Genomic DNA, 15285 nt, shown 5'->3' with positions numbered 1-15285 from the left:
CTGTGGCGGCCGCGCTTCACGTCTGTCGATGCCCGGAGCCGGTCCAGGCCATTCGCTGGTCGGGGTCGTGGACGGGGCGCCACACGGGCGCGGAGGGATCGTGCTGGAGCAGGTCGGCCAGTGGCGCCGCGAGGACGCGGACGTCGTACGGGAAGCGGGACGGTGCCAGCAGCTCGGTTCCCGCACGCAGGGCGCTGATCAGGCTCTCCACACCGGCGGGTCCGGTGCCGTTCAGGACGAACAGGACGCGACCGTGGGCACGTACCGGTAGAGGCGCTCGTGGGAGGGCAGCTCGGCGGCGAGGCGTTCGGGGCCAGGGTGGCCCGGTCGACTTCCACGAACGCCCGTTGCACCGACCCGTTGTCGCCGTCGGCGGGACCGCGCCGGCAGTACAGGAGCGCGTCGGGGGTGACCGCCTCGCCGTCCAGCGACTCGCACACATCGCCGCGGCGGCGGCCGTCCTCGAGGAAGGCGAGCGCGGTCTCGGTCACGGTCAGCGTGTGGGCGGCCTTCAGCCGCAACGGCGGTCGTATCGGACACGGTCCTGAAAGGCTGATGCCCGCGCAACTCCAGCCATCCGGAGGCATGCAGCCTGGCCGGCCTGCGTCTCGTCTGCTAGTGCCGCATCAAGCAACGTTCGAGTGGGTGGCAGACGGGTCGTGAGCGAGTGTCAGGTCCATCATGCCTGTTCGGAGGCGGTTTCGGTAGGACACAGCGCACGTCCGTTCGCCCTTGTGACAGCTGGCACCGCGCGCCAGACTCATCGTCATCCACTCCCCGGCCAACGTGTCGGCAACCGTTCTCGGCTGTCGGCGCGTTCGCCGTGCTGTCTCGCCGTGTGACGTGCACCGGCCGGGGGTGGCGCGACGAAGGGGATCGATGGATCAGGACATGATTGTGCTGGCGAGGGTCAGGTTGCTCAGTGCCAACCGGCGGGTGGTGCGCGGTGACGAGGGGCTGTGGATCTACCGCCTGCTGACACAGGTGGAACCGGAGGTGTACGGGTCGAAGCTGGCGTACGTCCTGGTGGAGGCAAGCGCATCGCCCCTGGTTCGGGAGTTGCCTGAGCGACGGTTGGCCCTGTTGGACGAGGCCGTGGAGGTGGCGAAGGGACTCGATACATCGAACCCCTACCGGGCGAAGATGCTGGCGAGGGCCCTGGCCGCCAGGCAGCGGGAACTGGAGGGCCGCCCGGCGAAGCCGCTCGCGTCCGATGGACAGGAGCATCGGGTGGCCCTTCAAGAAGAGCCGCAAGGACGCGTATGACTCTGTGAGTGTCGGGCGTTGACTCCCCGGACGGTGAAGTAGGGGAGGGTCCAGTCCCGCTGTCTGGATGGAGCGGCGCCTGATTCCCCGGATGTGCAGCTCGGAGCGTGGGACTTCGACCGCGGTCGGGACCCACGTTTCCGATGCCGGGCGCCGGAACTCAACCCCCATTCCGGAGGGCGAGTCCTGCCGCCGTCGGTGCTCGAATCGGTGGCGGACGTGCGCTTCCCGACCAATGACAGGCGTGACTCCGACGCCGTGGTGGTCGGCCACAGAGCCTCCGCGAAAACCCGTTGGCGGAACCACGGCAGCCACTGCTAGGTTTCCGGAGGCCGTGCGAGAGAGCGAGGAGGTGGTACCCGTGAACGTATCGACATGGGTGCTCCCCTCCGGGGTCACGGCCGGGCGATAGGTCGTCCGGGAGCGCCGTTCAAGCGCACTCCCGAAAGGCACGACCATGCACTTCACTTCCGAACAGCGCCTCGACGACGGCGTCCTTGAGCGCGAATTCACCCTCGGTGAGATCCCCGGCATCCTGTGGACGCCCGCATCCGCATCCGCATCCGCACCGGCCCCGCTGATCCTGCTCGGCCACCCCCCGCTCGGACTGCGCAAGATGTACCCCCGGCTGGTGGGCCGGGCCCGACACTCCGCGGCGGAGGGCTTCGCTACGGCCACCATCGAGCTCCCTGGCAGCGGTGACCGGCCCCGTTGGGCCGCCATCGAGCAGGCACGCGCCGACCTGCGCCGGGTGATGGAGGCCGGCGATCCGGTCAGTGACGAGATCATCGACGCCCTCATCCTCCCGCTCGTCGAAAAGTCGGTCCCGGAATGGCAGGCCGCCCTGGACGCCCTTCTCTCGCTGCCCGAGATCGGCGGCCCGGTCGGATACTCGGGGGGAGTGATCTCCATCGGCATCCGGTTGGCGGTGGTCGAGCCGCGCATCGTGGCCGCCGGCTTCTTCGCCGGGAGTCTCGTGCCCGCCGTCATGTTCGAGGAGGCCCGCCGGGTCACCATTCCGCTGCACGTCCTGCTGCAGTGGGACGACGAAGGGAACGACCGGCAGGCGGCACTGGACCTGTTCGACGCCTTCGGCTCCAAGGAGAAGACGCTGCACGCCAATATGGGCGGGCACACCGGCGTCCCGCAGTTCGCGGGGGACGCCGCAGCCCAGTTCTTCACCCGACACCTGAAGTGACGCCGGGCCGTCTGGCCACCAGCAGACCGTAGCCGTGTCGGCCAGGATGCTGCTCATCCGGGACAGGCCCCGGCCGCCTTCGGTTCTCCACCCCACTTGCCCCTGCCAGACTCTTGGCAGGGGCACGTGCTGCCCGAAGCCATGAATGCTCGACGTCTGCAGAGCTTCGAGTGCTGCGCGAACTCGTGTACAGGTGCTGTCCGCTCGTGGGCTCCGGCTCAACTTCTGTGGTGCTGGCCTCCAGCGAGGTACTCGGCAAGCCTCGTGCCGGGGGCGCCGGCCAGTTGACGATTGGATCGCGCTGCCGGCCATGTCGAAATCCCGTCGTCGGCCCACCGCGGAACGACGACCCGCCTCAGGGGCGCGCCGCCCGTCCCCACGGCTGTGCGCCTACCTGCGGCTTCGGCCTGATCAGTACGGTCGGGTCGTTCGGTCCAGGCGGACGACGACGATGGCGATGTCGTCGTTGGCGCCGCTGGCGAGGTCGAGGCGTGCGAGGAGGGCGTCGGCGAGGTGTTCCGCGCTGAACCCGGTGCAGGTGGCGAGCGTGGAGGTCAGGCGGGTCAGGCCGACGTCGATGTCCTCATCGCGGCGTTCGATCAGGCCGTCGGTGTAAAGGACGAGGGTGTCGCCGGGGGTGTACGTCGCGTTGGCCTGGGGGCGGGGGACGTGTTCGGGGCGGGCGCCCAGCGGTGGGTCGGTGGCCTGGTCGAGCAGTTCGCAGGAGCCGTCCGGGTGCAGCAGGACGGGCGGGGGATGGCCGGCGCTGCTGTAGATGAGCAGTTGGCTGTGGCAGTCGATGAGGACCTGGACGGCTGTGGCGGCCAGTGCTCCCTCGACCGAGCGGGCGTACAGCCCGAGAACCTCCATGGCTTGGGCGGGTCCGTGGACGGTGCGGGTGGCGGCGCTCAGCGCGCTGCGGAGCCGGCCCATGACGGTGGCGGCCGTCAGCCCGTGGCCGACCACGTCGCCGACCGCGACGGTGAAGCGGTCCGCGGGCAGGTCGACCGCGTCGTACCAGTCGCCGCACACGTTCAGTGATCCGGTCGCGGGCAGGTAGCGCACGGCGATATTCGGGTGCCGGGCCAGGTCAGGGGAGTGGAGCATGGCTTCTTGAAGAGCGACCGCGATGCGCCGTTCACGGGCGTGGGCCTGCCGCAGTTCCGCGTTCAGCTGTTGCAGCTGCCGCGCCCGGGCGTACAGCTCGGCTTCCATGGCCGCTTCCCGGCCGGGGCTGACCGACGGCAGGTGCGTCGTGCGGCGGGCGCGCACGACCTCGGTCATGTCCTCGGACCGGTGGAGGATCCAGGCGACCTTTCCGTCTGGGCCGAGGACGGGCACGTTGATCGCGGTCCACCAGCGCTCCTTGAACACCTCGGGGTTGCCGGGGACCGGAATGTCGTACTTCTGTAGCGCCATGTGATCGGTCTGGCCGAAGGTCAGGACACGGTGCAGTGAGGCTTTCAGTGTCAGAACCCCGGCGGCCTCCGAGTCGGTGGGGTTGTCCGGGAAGGCGTCGAAGAGGTACTGCCCGACCAGCTCGGCCCGGCTGCGCCCGGTCGCCTCGCAAAAGGCCCTGTTGGCATCGGCGATCACCAGGTCCGTGCCGAGCATCAGGCACGGACTCGGAAGGGCGGCGAACACCGCCGTGTAGTCGATCTCCGGTTGCGTCACACGCATTCCCTGCCAGTCGCTCCCTCTTCAATCTACGAAAGGCCCAGCTCCCGCGCCCGCCGAGCCGGCCCATGGGCAGCCCGTGGCGGCTGTGTACGCCGATCCGGCGTACACCGTGACCGGGACCCTGCCGGTGACGCAGGCAGCGACGCGCCCAGCTGGGAATGAACCTGGCAGTCCGACGCCGGGGCCGGGAACGTAAGCTGCGGCCATGACGGAGATCCAGGACGCCACCCCCCGTGAAGCCTTCGAACTGCTGCTGGCCGGCAACCAGCGGTTCGTCGCGGGTGCCCCCGAGCACCCGAACCAGGACGCCACCCGCCGCACGGAGATCGCCCCATCCCAGCAACCCTTCGCCGTGCTGTTCGGGTGCTCCGACTCCCGGCTGGCGGCCGAGATCATCTTCGACCGCGGACTGGGCGACCTGTTCGTGGTACGCACCGCCGGCCACGTCATGGGGCCGGAAGTGATCGGCAGCATCGAGTACGGGGTGGACATCCTGGGCTGCCCCCTGGTCGTGATCCTCGGCCACGACTCGTGCGGCGCTGTCGGCGCAGCGTGCGCCGCACTGGAGGACGGCATCACACCGGCCGGATACGTGCGGGATGTCGTCGAGCGGGTGACCCCCAGCGTGCTGGCAGCTCGAGCCGCCGGGCAGGTCGAACCCGAGGAGATCCTGGCCGAGCACATAAGGCACACCGTCGACCTACTGCTCGACCGCTCCCGGGTGCTCGCCGACAAGGTCGCCGCCGGCCAGGCCGCCGTCGTGGGCCTGTGCTACCGCTTGGCCGACGGCAGCGCACAACTCGTCGCCGCTCGCGGCCTCGATGCGGCCGTCCCCGCCACGTCCTGACCGCCCGGCCGCAGCGGCTCGGTTGCCGTTGGGACAGGGCCCCCTATACGTGGACGAGGAGCCCATCGGGTTCACCGCGTTGGAAGGGCACCTCCCATGGCTCGAAGAGTCGCCATGGATGCGCGCCCGTGGAAGGGGCCAGCAGGTCAGCCAGGACGCTGCCGCTGGCCTGGGACAGGGTGATGGTGCGGCCGACTGAGCGATGCGGGCTTGGCGGCCACTGTGTCGGCGGGCCTGGAACGGCTGCCGGTCACCAGGTGGGAACGAAACCGCCGTCGATGATCAGGTCACTCGTCACGTCGGCGGCGCCCGAGACGGTGGCCGCGACGCCGCCCTCGGCCAGCCACAGGTCGGTCTGAACCGGGCCGGGGCTGACGGTGTTGACCCGGATGCCCTGGGGGCCCACTTCCTTCGACAAGGCCTTGGAGAAGGCGATGAGAGCGGCCTTGCCCGCGCTGTAGTCGATGACCATGGGGTCGGGCAGAGTCGCGTTGACGGAGGCGACCGTGATGATCGAACCCTGCCCGGCTCGCAGCATGAGCGGCAGGGCCGCTCGGGTGACGCGTACCGCGCTGAGCAGGTTCAGATCGAGGACGTGTTGCCAGTCGGCGTCGGTCACTTACAGGAATCCGCCGGTCCGGACCGGTGCGGCTCCGACGTTGTTGACCAGGACGTCGATGCGTCCCCCGGCCGCCTGGACGAGCCGCTCGGCGCCCTGGGACTCGCCGAGGTCGACGGGAACGCAGGAGACCGTGCCCTGCTCGACCAGTGCGTCGAGTTCGGACGTGGACGTTCGGGAACCGGCGATGACGTCGCTCCGGCCCGCGACAGAGCCGTGACGACGGCCAGTCCGATGCCCTTGCTGGCACCGGTCACGACGGCGGTGCGGCCTTGAAGAGGGGTGTTCATGTGTACTCCTGTCGGATGTCGCTGCGGCACCGGTCAGGCGTAGGGAGGTTTCCTGACCTTTTATGCCCTGACGGGCGGGCCACTGCATCGCGAAGCGGGTTTCGCCCGTTCCGCGGATCCGCGGGAGCGCCGATGCGTACACTCGTACACATGGGATACGGACTGCTGGCCGCGGCCATCGCGGCTGAGGTGGCCGGGACGACGGCCATGAAGTACAGCGAGGGGTTCAGCAAGCTGTGGCCGTCGCTCGGCACGGTGGCCGGCTACCTGATCGCCTTCACGCTGCTCGCCCAGACCCTGAAAGTGATGCAGGTCGGTACCGCGTACGCGATCTGGGCCGGGGTGGGCACCGCGGTGGTCGCCGCGATCGGGATCCTCTTCCTCGGCGAGTCGGCCGGGCTCGCGAAGCTCGCAGGGATCGTCTTCGTGATCCTCGGTGTCGTGCTGCTCAACCTCGGAGGAGCCCACTGATGGCGGCGGCACGGCGGTACGATCCCGAACGACGCCAGCGGATCATCGACGCCGCCATCCGGGTGGTGAGTCGCTCCGGCATCGCAGGGCTCAGTCATCGCAGCGTCGCGGCCGAGGCGGATGTGCCGCTCGGCTCCACCACATATCACTTCAAGACCCTCGACGACCTCCTCGTGGCCGCCCTCCGCCAGGCCAGCGAGGGCTTCGGCAAAGTCGTCCGCGAACACGGCGGCGCCCTCGCCGACCCCCGGTGCGACCTCGCCCTCGAGCTGGCGCGGCTGACCGGCGAGTGGCTGGGCGGCGACCGCGCCGGCGTGGAACTGGAGTACGAGCTCTACCTCGCCGCGCTACGCCGCCCCGCGCTACGCGCAGTCGCCGCCGAGTGGTGCGAGGAGGTCGCCGAGTTGCTCGCCCAGCGCACCGACCCACGCACCGGCCGTGCCCTGGTCGCGCTGCTCGACGGCATCTGTCTGCAAGTGCTGCTGACCGGTGCGAAGTACGACGAGGAGTACGCGAGGGATGCGCTCGCGAGGGTGATCGGGGAGAGCAACTAGAAACATCCGGACGACGGGCGTTGCCGGTGTCCGCGCCGGAGCCCGCCCCAGCGAGGACGACTCCCGGTCCCCTGCGGGCGCTGCACTCGGACAAAGGGCGGACTGTTACGGGGGGCGCCTGCTCCAGTACAGTCCGTGCCTACGACGGTCCGCCGAGCCCAGCGGTTCACCAGGAGAAACAGCATGGACATCGAAGCCGGTTCCGGCTCCGCTCCGCACGTTCCCGAAACCGGCCGACCCGTCCCCGAAGCCGGGGCCCAACTCGTGGAGCGGTGGCGTTCGGAGGGGGGTGAACTGGTTGAGCTGCTGGCCCGAGTGCATGAACAAGCCGGCGGAATCGCCGCGTTCCGCCTTGGACGGACCCCCACCGTTCTCGTCACCGACCCGCAGGCCGTCCAGCACGTACTCGCCCTGCACCCTGATCGGTACGTCAAGCGCTCCCACCGCGCTCGTCTGCTGATCGGCGACGGAGTCCTCGCCGCCACCGGTGCGGCCTGGAAGCAACAACGCCGTTTGCTGCAGTCCCAGTTCACCGGTACCGGGATGCGCCGCTACGAACAGCGGATCACCGAGGCTGCCCGCACCACCGCCGGGCGCTGGTGCCGGTACGCCCGGACCGGGCAGACCGTCGATGTCGGGCAGGAGATGCGCCGCTTCGCCCTGGACGCCATCTGGCGCACTCTTACCGGACACCCCCTCGACGACGGGACCGAGCGCGAACTGGCCGCCGTCGCCGCCGTGGCGGCCGCCCTGCCGACGCTGCCCGCTGATGTCACCGACGCCCCGGCCGCCGTGGCCGCCGATCTCGCCCGGATCGACGCGGTCGCCCGGCACGCCATCGACGCCGCCCGCAGCGGGGCGGCCGGCCCCGACGGCCCGGGCTTGCTGAACGTCCTGACCGACGCTGCCGCCGAGCGCCCCGAGTACACGGACCGGCTGATCCGCGACGAGCTGGTCACGCTGCTCGTGGCCGGGCACGAGACGACAGCCACCACCCTGACCTGGCTCTACCTGCTCCTCGACCAGTACCCCGCCGCCCGCGAACAAGCTCTCGCCACGGGCGGTGAAGGCTCAGCGCAACGCCGCCACGCCATCCAAGCCCTGGTCCACGAGACGCTCCGGCTCTACCCGTCCGCTTGGATCCTGCCTCGCCACGCCACCGAGGAGGACACCCTCGCCGGCTACGCCGTCGAGGCGGGAACCGACATCCTGGTCTGCCCATACCTCACTCACCGTGATCCCGCACTGTGGCCGGACCCGGAAAGTTTCGACCCCCGGCGCTTCACCACCTCGGACGGCCGCCCCACCCACCCGGGCGCCTACTTCCCCTTCGGTATGGGTCCCCGCGCCTGCCTCGGTCTGCAGTTCGCACTCCGCGAGTCGACCATCCTGCTCGAACACCTCCTGCCGCTTCATGTTCCAGCCTTCCACTCCACCCCCACGAAGGCGGTGTACGGCATCACCGTCCGCCCCGACGGCACTGCTCACGCATCCTTGGAAACGTCGCGCGTCTGAAGCGCGCCACGCTGTGGCTTTCGGTGCGCTGCGCGAGCAGCCGACGAAGACTGCTGGATGCGCCGCGAAACGTCACCCCTTCGGTTTTCACGCGGCTGCTGGACGAGGAAGCCGGCCACCTGCCGGTGGGACCGGACAACAGCGGCCATCGGCTCGGGGCCGGAGTGCCCCGGCTGCTGGTGCGCCGACTCTCCGGCGCTGAGGCAGGCTGGCCCGCACCAACGAAGCCGGCATCGCCACACCGCCCTCGGTCAAGTCTCCGGGAGTCATCGACCTGGCGGTGACGTCGGACGCGCAGGTGCGCTCGCCGCGGCGAAAGGGAAAGCGGCCGTCACCCTGCTGACACCTCGAAAGCATCGACTGGCTGGTGTCGGTCGACTCCACGATCTTCGCAGCCACGTGTCTCATCCCTTGACCGCGGAGTTGGCGACCCCTTGTACGAACCAGCGCTGGAAGAAGGCGAAGACGACCAGGACAGGCAGGACGAGGAGGACGCCGAAGGCGAGGATCTGGCCCCAGTCCGGGGGCTGTTGGCCCTGGAAGACGCTGATCTCCAGGGGCAGGGGCCGCACCGAGGGGTCGGACACCATGAGGACCGGCCACAGGAACGAGCCCCACTGGGTGAGGAACGTCAGGATGGCGACCGAGGCGAACACCGGCTTGGACATAGGGACGACGATCGCGAAGAAGGTGCGCCACGGGCCCGCACCGTCCAGGCGAGCTGCTTCCTCGATGCTGGGTGGAATCGTGCGGAAGAAGGTGTGGAACTGGTAGACCGAGAACGCGTTGGCGACGAACGGGACGGCCTGTATCCACACCGTGTTGCGCTGGTCGTTGAACATGTAGAACAGCGGCACGGCGACCGACTCGAACGGGACCAGCATCAACAGCAGCACCAGCGTGAAAACGGCTTCCCTCCCACGCCACTTCAGCCGTGACAGCCCGTACGCCGCCATCGAGTTGACGAACAGCCCGCCAGTGACCACCACGAACGCCACCAGCAGCGAGACGCCCATGAAGCGCCAGAAGTAGCCGGTGCTGTCGGAGTTCAGACTGTCCAGGACTGCGCTGTAGTTGTCGAGGGACAGGTCCGTCGGAAGGAAGCCGGACAGTCCGTTCAGGACCTCGTCGGAGGGCTTGAGGCTGCCCAGGAACAGGTAGAGAACGGGCAGGACGAACACGAACGCCAGGAGTGAGAGGACGGCGTAGTCGAAGGAGCGGCGCAGAGGCGTGCGGGTCGTGGCCATTAGGTCAGTCCTCGTTGTCGGGCCGGACGACACGGCGCTGGATCAGGGTCAGGACGACGACGATCAGGAAGAAGACGACAGTGATCGCGGCGGCCTGGCCGATGTTGTTCTGGTCGAAGGCAGTGGTGACGGCCTGGTACATCACCGTGCGGGTGGCGTTCTCGTCGAGCCCGCCGCCTCGGATGAGGACGTAGACCTGGTCGAAGACGCGGAAGGACAGGACGGAGGTCAACAGGGCGACGAAGACGAGGGTGCCTCGAATGCCGGGCAGTGTGACGTGGCGGAACTGTTGCCAGCCGCTTGCGCGGTCGAGCCGGGCCGCCTCGTAGAGCTCGTCGGGGATCTGCTGGAGGCCCGCCAACAGGATGACCATCTGGAAGCCGACGCCCTGCCACACCGAGAGCACGATGACCGATGCCATGGCGGTGGTCGCCTCGCCGAGCCAGTCGAAGGCGCCCCAGTGGCCGTGACTCAGCGCGTTCAGAGCCGAGTTGAGCATGCCCTGATCGCTACGGGCGAGGATCAGCCGCCAGATGACAGCGACCAGCGCCATGGGGAAGACGACCGGCATGAAGAACAGCGACCGGAACAGGCCTATGGCCTTCAGCTTGCGGTTCAGCAGGATCGCCAGCGCCAGCGCGAGCCCGGTTTGCAGCGGTACGACGACCACGGCGAAGGTCAGGTTGTTCAGCAGGGCCCGCAGGAACGGTCCTGACAGGTCCGGGTCGGTGAACAGGCGCCGGTACTGTTCCAGGCCGAAGAAGCTGGGCGCGAGCGGGGAGCCGAGGCGCACGTTGTAGAAGGACAGGACGACGGCGTAGCAGAACGGGATGCCGACGAAGGCGATGAGTCCGGCGACGGCGGGCGCGGTCATGAGCAGACCGTGCAGCCAGTCGCGGTGCCCGCGGACGCGCCGCGTGGACGTGTCGGTGGAGTGCACGGGCGTCCGCTTCCGGCCGGAGGTCGCGGCCTGCACGGGTTCCAGGGTTTTCACGGGGGTCCTGTTCCCGGCGGGGAGTGGGTGCGGCGGCCGGTGCGGCTGCCGCGCCCACTCCCCGGCCGATGCGTTCTACGGGATCTTGTAGCCGGCGTTGTCGGAGAAGTCCTGGTCGATGGCGCGGGCGGCCTTGGCCAGGGCGTCCTTCGGGTCGGTGCCGCCGTAGACGGAGCTGAGGGCCTCGCTGAACTTGGCGGTGACGGTGGGGTATCCGGCGGTCACCGGGCGGGTGACGGCGACACAGGACTTGGTGATGTCGGTGTCCCCGCAGGGCTTGGCGAGTTGCTCGGCGAAAAGCCGCAGTGGGCCGCCCTGCTTGTACAGGGTGCTCTTGGCGAGAGCCGACTTGGTGGCGGGCGGAGCGCCGTTGGCCGTCGTCATCGCGGTGACGTTCGTGTCGTTGAGGAGGCTGTCGAGGAAGGCGCCGGCGGCCTTGCCGTTCTTGGTGTCGGCGCCGATGCCCCACGCCCAGGAACCCTGTCCGGTCTTGGGGCCGTTGCCGAAGTCGGGCAGCGGAAGGACGACGAGGTCCTTGCCGAGGGCCTTGCTGTACGCGGGATACATCCAGTGACCGACCCAGCTGAGGGGCACGCGGCCCTTGGCGAAGGCGTTTCCATCGGTGTTGGCGTCGACGTACGGCTTCCAGGACTGGAAGGTCTTCAGCGCCGAGACCACGGCAGGGCTGTCCAGGGCGCCTTCGGCCTTGCCGTCCTTGAGCAGGGAGCCGCCCGCCGACCACACGACGGGGGCGAAGCCGTAGGTACCCCACTCGGTGGCCAGTCCGTTGCCCTCCTGTATGTCGAGGACCTTGCCGTCGGAGTCCTTGGCCTTGAGGGCCTTGAGCGCCGCGGTGAACTGCGTGGCCGTCCAGTCGTCGGCGAGCCCCTTGGGGTACTTCACCCCGGCGGCGTCCAGCAGCTTCTTGTTGCCGTAGATACCGAGCCCGGAGTCGTACATGCCCAGGCCGTAGTGCTTGCCGCCGACCTCGCCCTGGGCCTTGTTCGCGTCGGTCGCGTTGCCGAGGGTCTTCGCGGAGACGTAGGAGTCGAGTGGGGCCAGCTTCTTGTTGTAGACGAAGTTGGCCATGGTCGGGCCGTCGAACTCGAGCACGTCCGGCAGCTGGGAGGCGTCCGTGGCCGTGATGGTCTTGGTGTAGTCGTTCTCGGGTATCAGCTTGAGCTGGACCTTGACCTTGTCCTGCGCGGAGTTGAAGGACTTCACCGCGTTCTGCAACGCGGTCGCCTCGCTCTTCTGGCCCTGGTGGGCCCAGACGCTGATGGTGCCCTCGCCGCTGCCGGCCTCGGCGGAGGTGCCGGTCCCGCCACCCCCGCCGCATGCGGCGAGGGCCGCCAGGGGGAGCGCGAGGGCCAGGCCCGTACGGGCCGCGTGACGGTACCTTCTGTTTCCGGCGATCATGGTCTGGGTGCCTCCGTGCGTCGGTACTGAGCTGAGGGTCGGGACAAGGTCGGGTGGGGATTTCGGGCGCGGGGGAGTGGGCCTCGCACGCTTGACGGGGCGCGAGGGCCGGCGGGAGAAAGCGTTCTGTGAAGCCTCTTGCGGCTACTGCGGCTACTGCGGCTACTGCGGTCCGCGAGGACGGGGCGGAGCGGTGGTCTCGCGCAGGACCATGCGGATGGGCATTCCGACCCGGGTGAGCGGCACACCCTGTGGCTCGTCGAGTTGCTGAAGCAGCAGCCGTGCGGCCTCGGCGCCCTGTCCGGCGACCGGTTGGGCGACGGTGGTCAGCCCGATGACCTCGGCCAGCTCGTGGTCGTCGAATCCGATCACGGAGACGTCGTCCGGGACTTTCAGGCGGTGGCGTCGCAGGGCGCGCAGCGCACCCATGGCCATCTCGTCGGACTGGGCGAACACGGCCGTCGGCGGCCGGGAGACGGCCAGCAGCTCGGTCATGGCCCGCTCACCGCCCTCGACGGTGTAGCCGCCGTCCGCCTCCAACTCCGGATCGTGCGCGATGCCCGCCTCGGCCAGCACGTCCAGATAGGCCTGGCGGCGCTGGATCGGAGTGGTCCAGTGAAGCGGTTCACTGGCGCCGGAGATCATGCCGATACGGCGGTGGCCGAGATTCACCAGATGCCGTACGGCACTGGTGGCTCCGGCGTGGTCATCGATCCCGACGACCGTGAAGCCCTCCCTGACCCCGCCCACGGTGGTGGCCAGCGGCACCCCGAGCGAGCGCAGCGCGATGGCCTCCTCCTCGTCGGGGACCAGCAGGGACAGCACCGCGTCCACCCGCTTGCGTACGGGCAGCTTGGTGAAGAAACGCTTGCGTGCCTCCGGCGACCCGAGGTTGTACAGGAGCACGTCGTAACCCGCGGAGCTGAAGACCTTCTCGGCGGCGTCCAGAACGGTGCCGAAGAACCAGCGGCCGATGTAGGGGGCGACGACCCCGATGGTGTACGTGCGTCCGCTGGCCAGGCTGGAGGCGGAACGTGAGGCGGTGTACCCCAGGTCGGCGGCGACGGCCGCGATCTGCGCCCGTACCTCTTCCGAGACCCCCGCCTGCCCGCGCAACGCGCGGGACACGGTGGACGCGGAGACTCCGGCGGCGCGGGCGACATCGGTGATGCTGACCGTCACGGTGCACTTCCTCCCGTCTTCTCACGTCGGTGTGATCTGTGAGTGACGCGACCGTAAACCCGTAGGCATCGTTGCGCAAGCGTTTGCGTTCAGATTTACTGGGGCTGATCGTCAACCGAGATCTTCATGGCCACCGAGCAGCGCACACGTTTGAGCGCTGCGAGCCGACAGGAACCGTGCATGCGATACGCCCCACCCGGCCTCTGCCTGAACGACTTCGCCCTGCTGCGCGACGCGGACGGTGTCTACACCGTGCTGCACCTTCAGGGGCCGTGGACGGACGAGTTCGACCACCTTCGGATGGAGACCTCGTACGGCAGGGCCACCTCCACCGACCTGGTCGACTGGCACCCCCAGGGCACCGCCTTCGGCAACGGCCTGCCCGGCCGCTTCGACCAGCAGGCCGTGTGGACCATGCACCCCTTCCGGTACGGCAACGGCATGGCCATGTTCTACACGGGCGTCTCCGGCCTCACCCCGGACGGCTGGCCACTGCAGTCGGTCGGACTGGCCTACTCGGAGCGAACCGACGGCACCGGCTGGCGACGCCACGGCACCGGACCCGTCGCCGCGGCCGATCCGCGCTGGTACCGCACCGGTGACCGCATGGGCTGGCGCGACCCCTTCGTCGTACCCGACGACGAGTCCGACGGCTGGATCATGGCCGTCTGCGCCAGCGACGCCTCTCTGCCCATCGAGGTCAGCGGCTGTGTCGCCTGGGCGACATCCGGCGATCTGGAGCACTGGACCGTCCAGCCACCGCTCGTCTCACCGGGCGATGTCGACGAGTTGGAGTGCCCCGTCCTGGAGCGCCTCGATGACGGCAGTTGGTTGCTGCTGGGCTCCATCGGCGCCACCCGCGGCTTCGAAGCCTGGACCGCCCCGCGGCTGCGCGGTCCGTGGACGCGTCGAGGCCCCCTCGGCCCGACCGGGGCCTACGCCCCGCGCGTCATCGCGGCACCCGACGGCTCCCGGGTCGTCCTGCACACCACACCCCGCCGTGTCGGTCTCACCGACGCGGGCTCGCTGTGCCGCGGCATGCTCGCCCAGCCCAAGCTCCTCGTCATCCCTGAGGACGCGGCCCCACACCTCGCATGGTGGCCGGGCCTGGACGGCTGGCTCGACGAGGAGACCGACAGCCCCGTGCTGCACGCCGTCGGCGACATCGAGGTCACCGGACGCGTCGAGGTGATCCTGCGCACCGACACTGTCGGCGGCGGCGTCCCCGCCCTCACCATCGGGTGCGACGGCAAGGAGCTGTGGGCAGCAGGCCCGGGAGGACACCGAATACGCGAGACGAGACTGACCGAGACCGTCTCCACCATGCGAGTCCTCACGGTCGGCGAATACGTCGAGGTCTACGCCGACGGAGTCTTCGCCCTGACCGTCCCCTGCTACAGCGGCCACGCCGCCCGATGGACGGTCAGGGCGGATGGGCGGGACCGTACCGTCCCCGTCCGTCCCGTTCGCCTGCCCGACTCCCACCGGGACGATGCCTCGGCCGTTTGGCCCGGTCCGTGCAGCAGACCAAGCGCGTAGGGGGAGAATCCTCGACTCCGTCTGCCAGATCAGATGGGCCTTCAGTCCTCGTCCTTGCCGTGGTCGGTCTTGGGGTTCGCCCCGGCTGCGATGAGGAGTGCGGCGGTCTCGGGGTGGGCTCCGTTGTTCGCCCAGCCCAAAGGGGACCAGCCCGTCCCGTTGTCTTCACGAAGGTTCGGGTCGGCTCCATGTGCCAACAGTTCGCGCACGGCCTCGGTGTGTCCCCAGCACGCGGCGGCGCACAACGGCGGCAGGATCAGCTGCCAGAGTCGCCTCGAAGAGAGAAGAGGTGAGCTTCTTTTGACGCCGCTGTCCCATTGGTCGGCAAGGCTAGCAATCGCCGACGCGAAGCAACCGTTAATTTCCGCTGTTGAGGACTGCGACCAGCACGGTCGCCTCGTGGGGTCAGCCTCGGCCGCTGGGGCCGGTCGGCGCGGGACCGAAGCGAGTTCCTGCAGTAAGGT

Annotated in this window: 14 protein-coding genes and 1 pseudogene; 7 read left to right on the top strand and 8 right to left on the bottom strand. The window is 69.2% G+C overall.

All coding sequences use genetic code 11. The annotated features are described in order from the left end of the window. Positions 1 to 16: 16 nt before the first annotated feature. Complete coding sequence (locus ACFY01_RS23785; RefSeq protein ID WP_390737723.1) at positions 17 to 211, bottom strand: hypothetical protein; 195 nt, start codon at positions 209 to 211, stop codon at positions 17 to 19. A 668-nt stretch (positions 212 to 879) separates the two neighbouring features. On the opposite strand from ACFY01_RS23785, the gene ACFY01_RS23780 reads away from it, so the two are divergent. Beyond that, complete coding sequence (locus tag ACFY01_RS23780) at positions 880 to 1266, top strand: hypothetical protein (protein WP_390737722.1); 387 nt, start codon at positions 880 to 882, stop codon at positions 1264 to 1266. Positions 1267 to 1723: 457 nt separating this feature from the next. Beyond that, entirely contained in the window at positions 1724 to 2464 is a 741-nt protein-coding gene (locus ACFY01_RS23775; RefSeq protein ID WP_390737721.1) for an alpha/beta hydrolase, read from the top strand. A 411-nt stretch (positions 2465 to 2875) separates the two neighbouring features. Here the strand turns inward: ACFY01_RS23775 and ACFY01_RS23770 are convergent, their stop codons facing one another. Continuing rightward, positions 2876 to 4144 (bottom strand): SpoIIE family protein phosphatase, encoded by a 1269-nt coding sequence (locus ACFY01_RS23770; RefSeq protein ID WP_390737720.1) that lies wholly within the window; start codon positions 4142 to 4144, stop codon positions 2876 to 2878. A 205-nt stretch (positions 4145 to 4349) separates the two neighbouring features. Here ACFY01_RS23770 and ACFY01_RS23765 point away from each other — a divergent pair, with 205 nt between their 5' ends. Continuing rightward, positions 4350 to 4991: a carbonic anhydrase gene (locus ACFY01_RS23765; protein ID WP_390737719.1), complete on the top strand. Its 642-nt coding sequence runs from the start codon at positions 4350 to 4352 to the stop codon at positions 4989 to 4991. Between the two features lie 250 nt (positions 4992 to 5241). Here the strand turns inward: ACFY01_RS23765 and ACFY01_RS23760 are convergent, their stop codons facing one another. Then, positions 5242 to 5610 carry an SDR family NAD(P)-dependent oxidoreductase gene (locus tag ACFY01_RS23760; protein ID WP_390737718.1) on the bottom strand — a complete coding sequence of 123 codons (369 nt, stop codon included), beginning with the start codon at positions 5608 to 5610 and terminating at the stop codon, positions 5242 to 5244. 440 nt (positions 5611 to 6050) lie between these two features. Between ACFY01_RS23760 and ACFY01_RS23755 the strand changes: the two genes are divergently transcribed. The 3 genes from ACFY01_RS23755 to ACFY01_RS23745 all read left to right on the top strand — a co-directional run bounded on the left by ACFY01_RS23755 (position 6051) and on the right by ACFY01_RS23745 (position 8440). Beyond that, the gene (locus ACFY01_RS23755; RefSeq protein ID WP_132857135.1) at positions 6051 to 6371 is read left to right on the top strand and encodes a multidrug efflux SMR transporter; all 321 of its coding nucleotides are present in this window, start codon (positions 6051 to 6053) and stop codon (positions 6369 to 6371) included. Then, positions 6371 to 6925 (top strand): TetR/AcrR family transcriptional regulator, encoded by a 555-nt coding sequence (locus tag ACFY01_RS23750; protein WP_390737717.1) that lies wholly within the window; start codon positions 6371 to 6373, stop codon positions 6923 to 6925. The genes ACFY01_RS23755 and ACFY01_RS23750 overlap by 1 nt, the downstream gene beginning before the upstream one ends. Positions 6926 to 7108: 183 nt before the next feature. Further along, a complete protein-coding gene (locus ACFY01_RS23745; protein ID WP_390737716.1) occupies positions 7109 to 8440 on the top strand; it encodes a cytochrome P450 in 1332 nt (443 codons plus the stop codon). Between the two features lie 404 nt (positions 8441 to 8844). On the opposite strand, the gene ACFY01_RS23740 is transcribed toward ACFY01_RS23745, so the two are convergent. From ACFY01_RS23740 to ACFY01_RS23725, 4 genes are all read right to left on the bottom strand, one after another. After that, positions 8845 to 9687, bottom strand: coding sequence for a carbohydrate ABC transporter permease (locus tag ACFY01_RS23740; protein WP_390737715.1), 843 nt, complete (start codon positions 9685 to 9687; stop codon positions 8845 to 8847). Between the two features lie 4 nt (positions 9688 to 9691). Continuing rightward, positions 9692 to 10681 carry a carbohydrate ABC transporter permease gene (locus tag ACFY01_RS23735; protein WP_390737714.1) on the bottom strand — a complete coding sequence of 330 codons (990 nt, stop codon included), beginning with the start codon at positions 10679 to 10681 and terminating at the stop codon, positions 9692 to 9694. Positions 10682 to 10756: 75 nt separating this feature from the next. Continuing rightward, complete coding sequence (locus ACFY01_RS23730; protein ID WP_390737713.1) at positions 10757 to 12100, bottom strand: ABC transporter substrate-binding protein; 1344 nt, start codon at positions 12098 to 12100, stop codon at positions 10757 to 10759. A gap of 162 nt (positions 12101 to 12262) precedes the next feature. Then, positions 12263 to 13282, bottom strand: coding sequence for a LacI family DNA-binding transcriptional regulator (locus ACFY01_RS23725; protein ID WP_390737712.1), 1020 nt, complete (start codon positions 13280 to 13282; stop codon positions 12263 to 12265). Between the two features lie 180 nt (positions 13283 to 13462). On the opposite strand from ACFY01_RS23725, the gene ACFY01_RS23720 reads away from it, so the two are divergent. Then, positions 13463 to 14821 carry a mucin-1 gene (locus ACFY01_RS23720; protein WP_390737711.1) on the top strand — a complete coding sequence of 453 codons (1359 nt, stop codon included), beginning with the start codon at positions 13463 to 13465 and terminating at the stop codon, positions 14819 to 14821. A 41-nt stretch (positions 14822 to 14862) separates the two neighbouring features. Here ACFY01_RS23720 and ACFY01_RS23715 read toward each other — a convergent pair. After that, positions 14863 to 15069 (bottom strand): annotated as a pseudogene (locus tag ACFY01_RS23715) (ankyrin repeat domain-containing protein); the annotation flags it as partial. Positions 15070 to 15285: the final 216 nt, after the last annotated feature.

It is taken from the genome of Streptomyces sp. NPDC001480, assembly GCF_042894725.1.
Taxonomy (GTDB): Bacteria; Actinomycetota; Actinomycetes; order Streptomycetales; family Streptomycetaceae; genus Streptomyces.
Note: the sequence above shows the minus strand (reverse complement) of the source record. Positions and strands in the feature narration are given on the sequence as shown.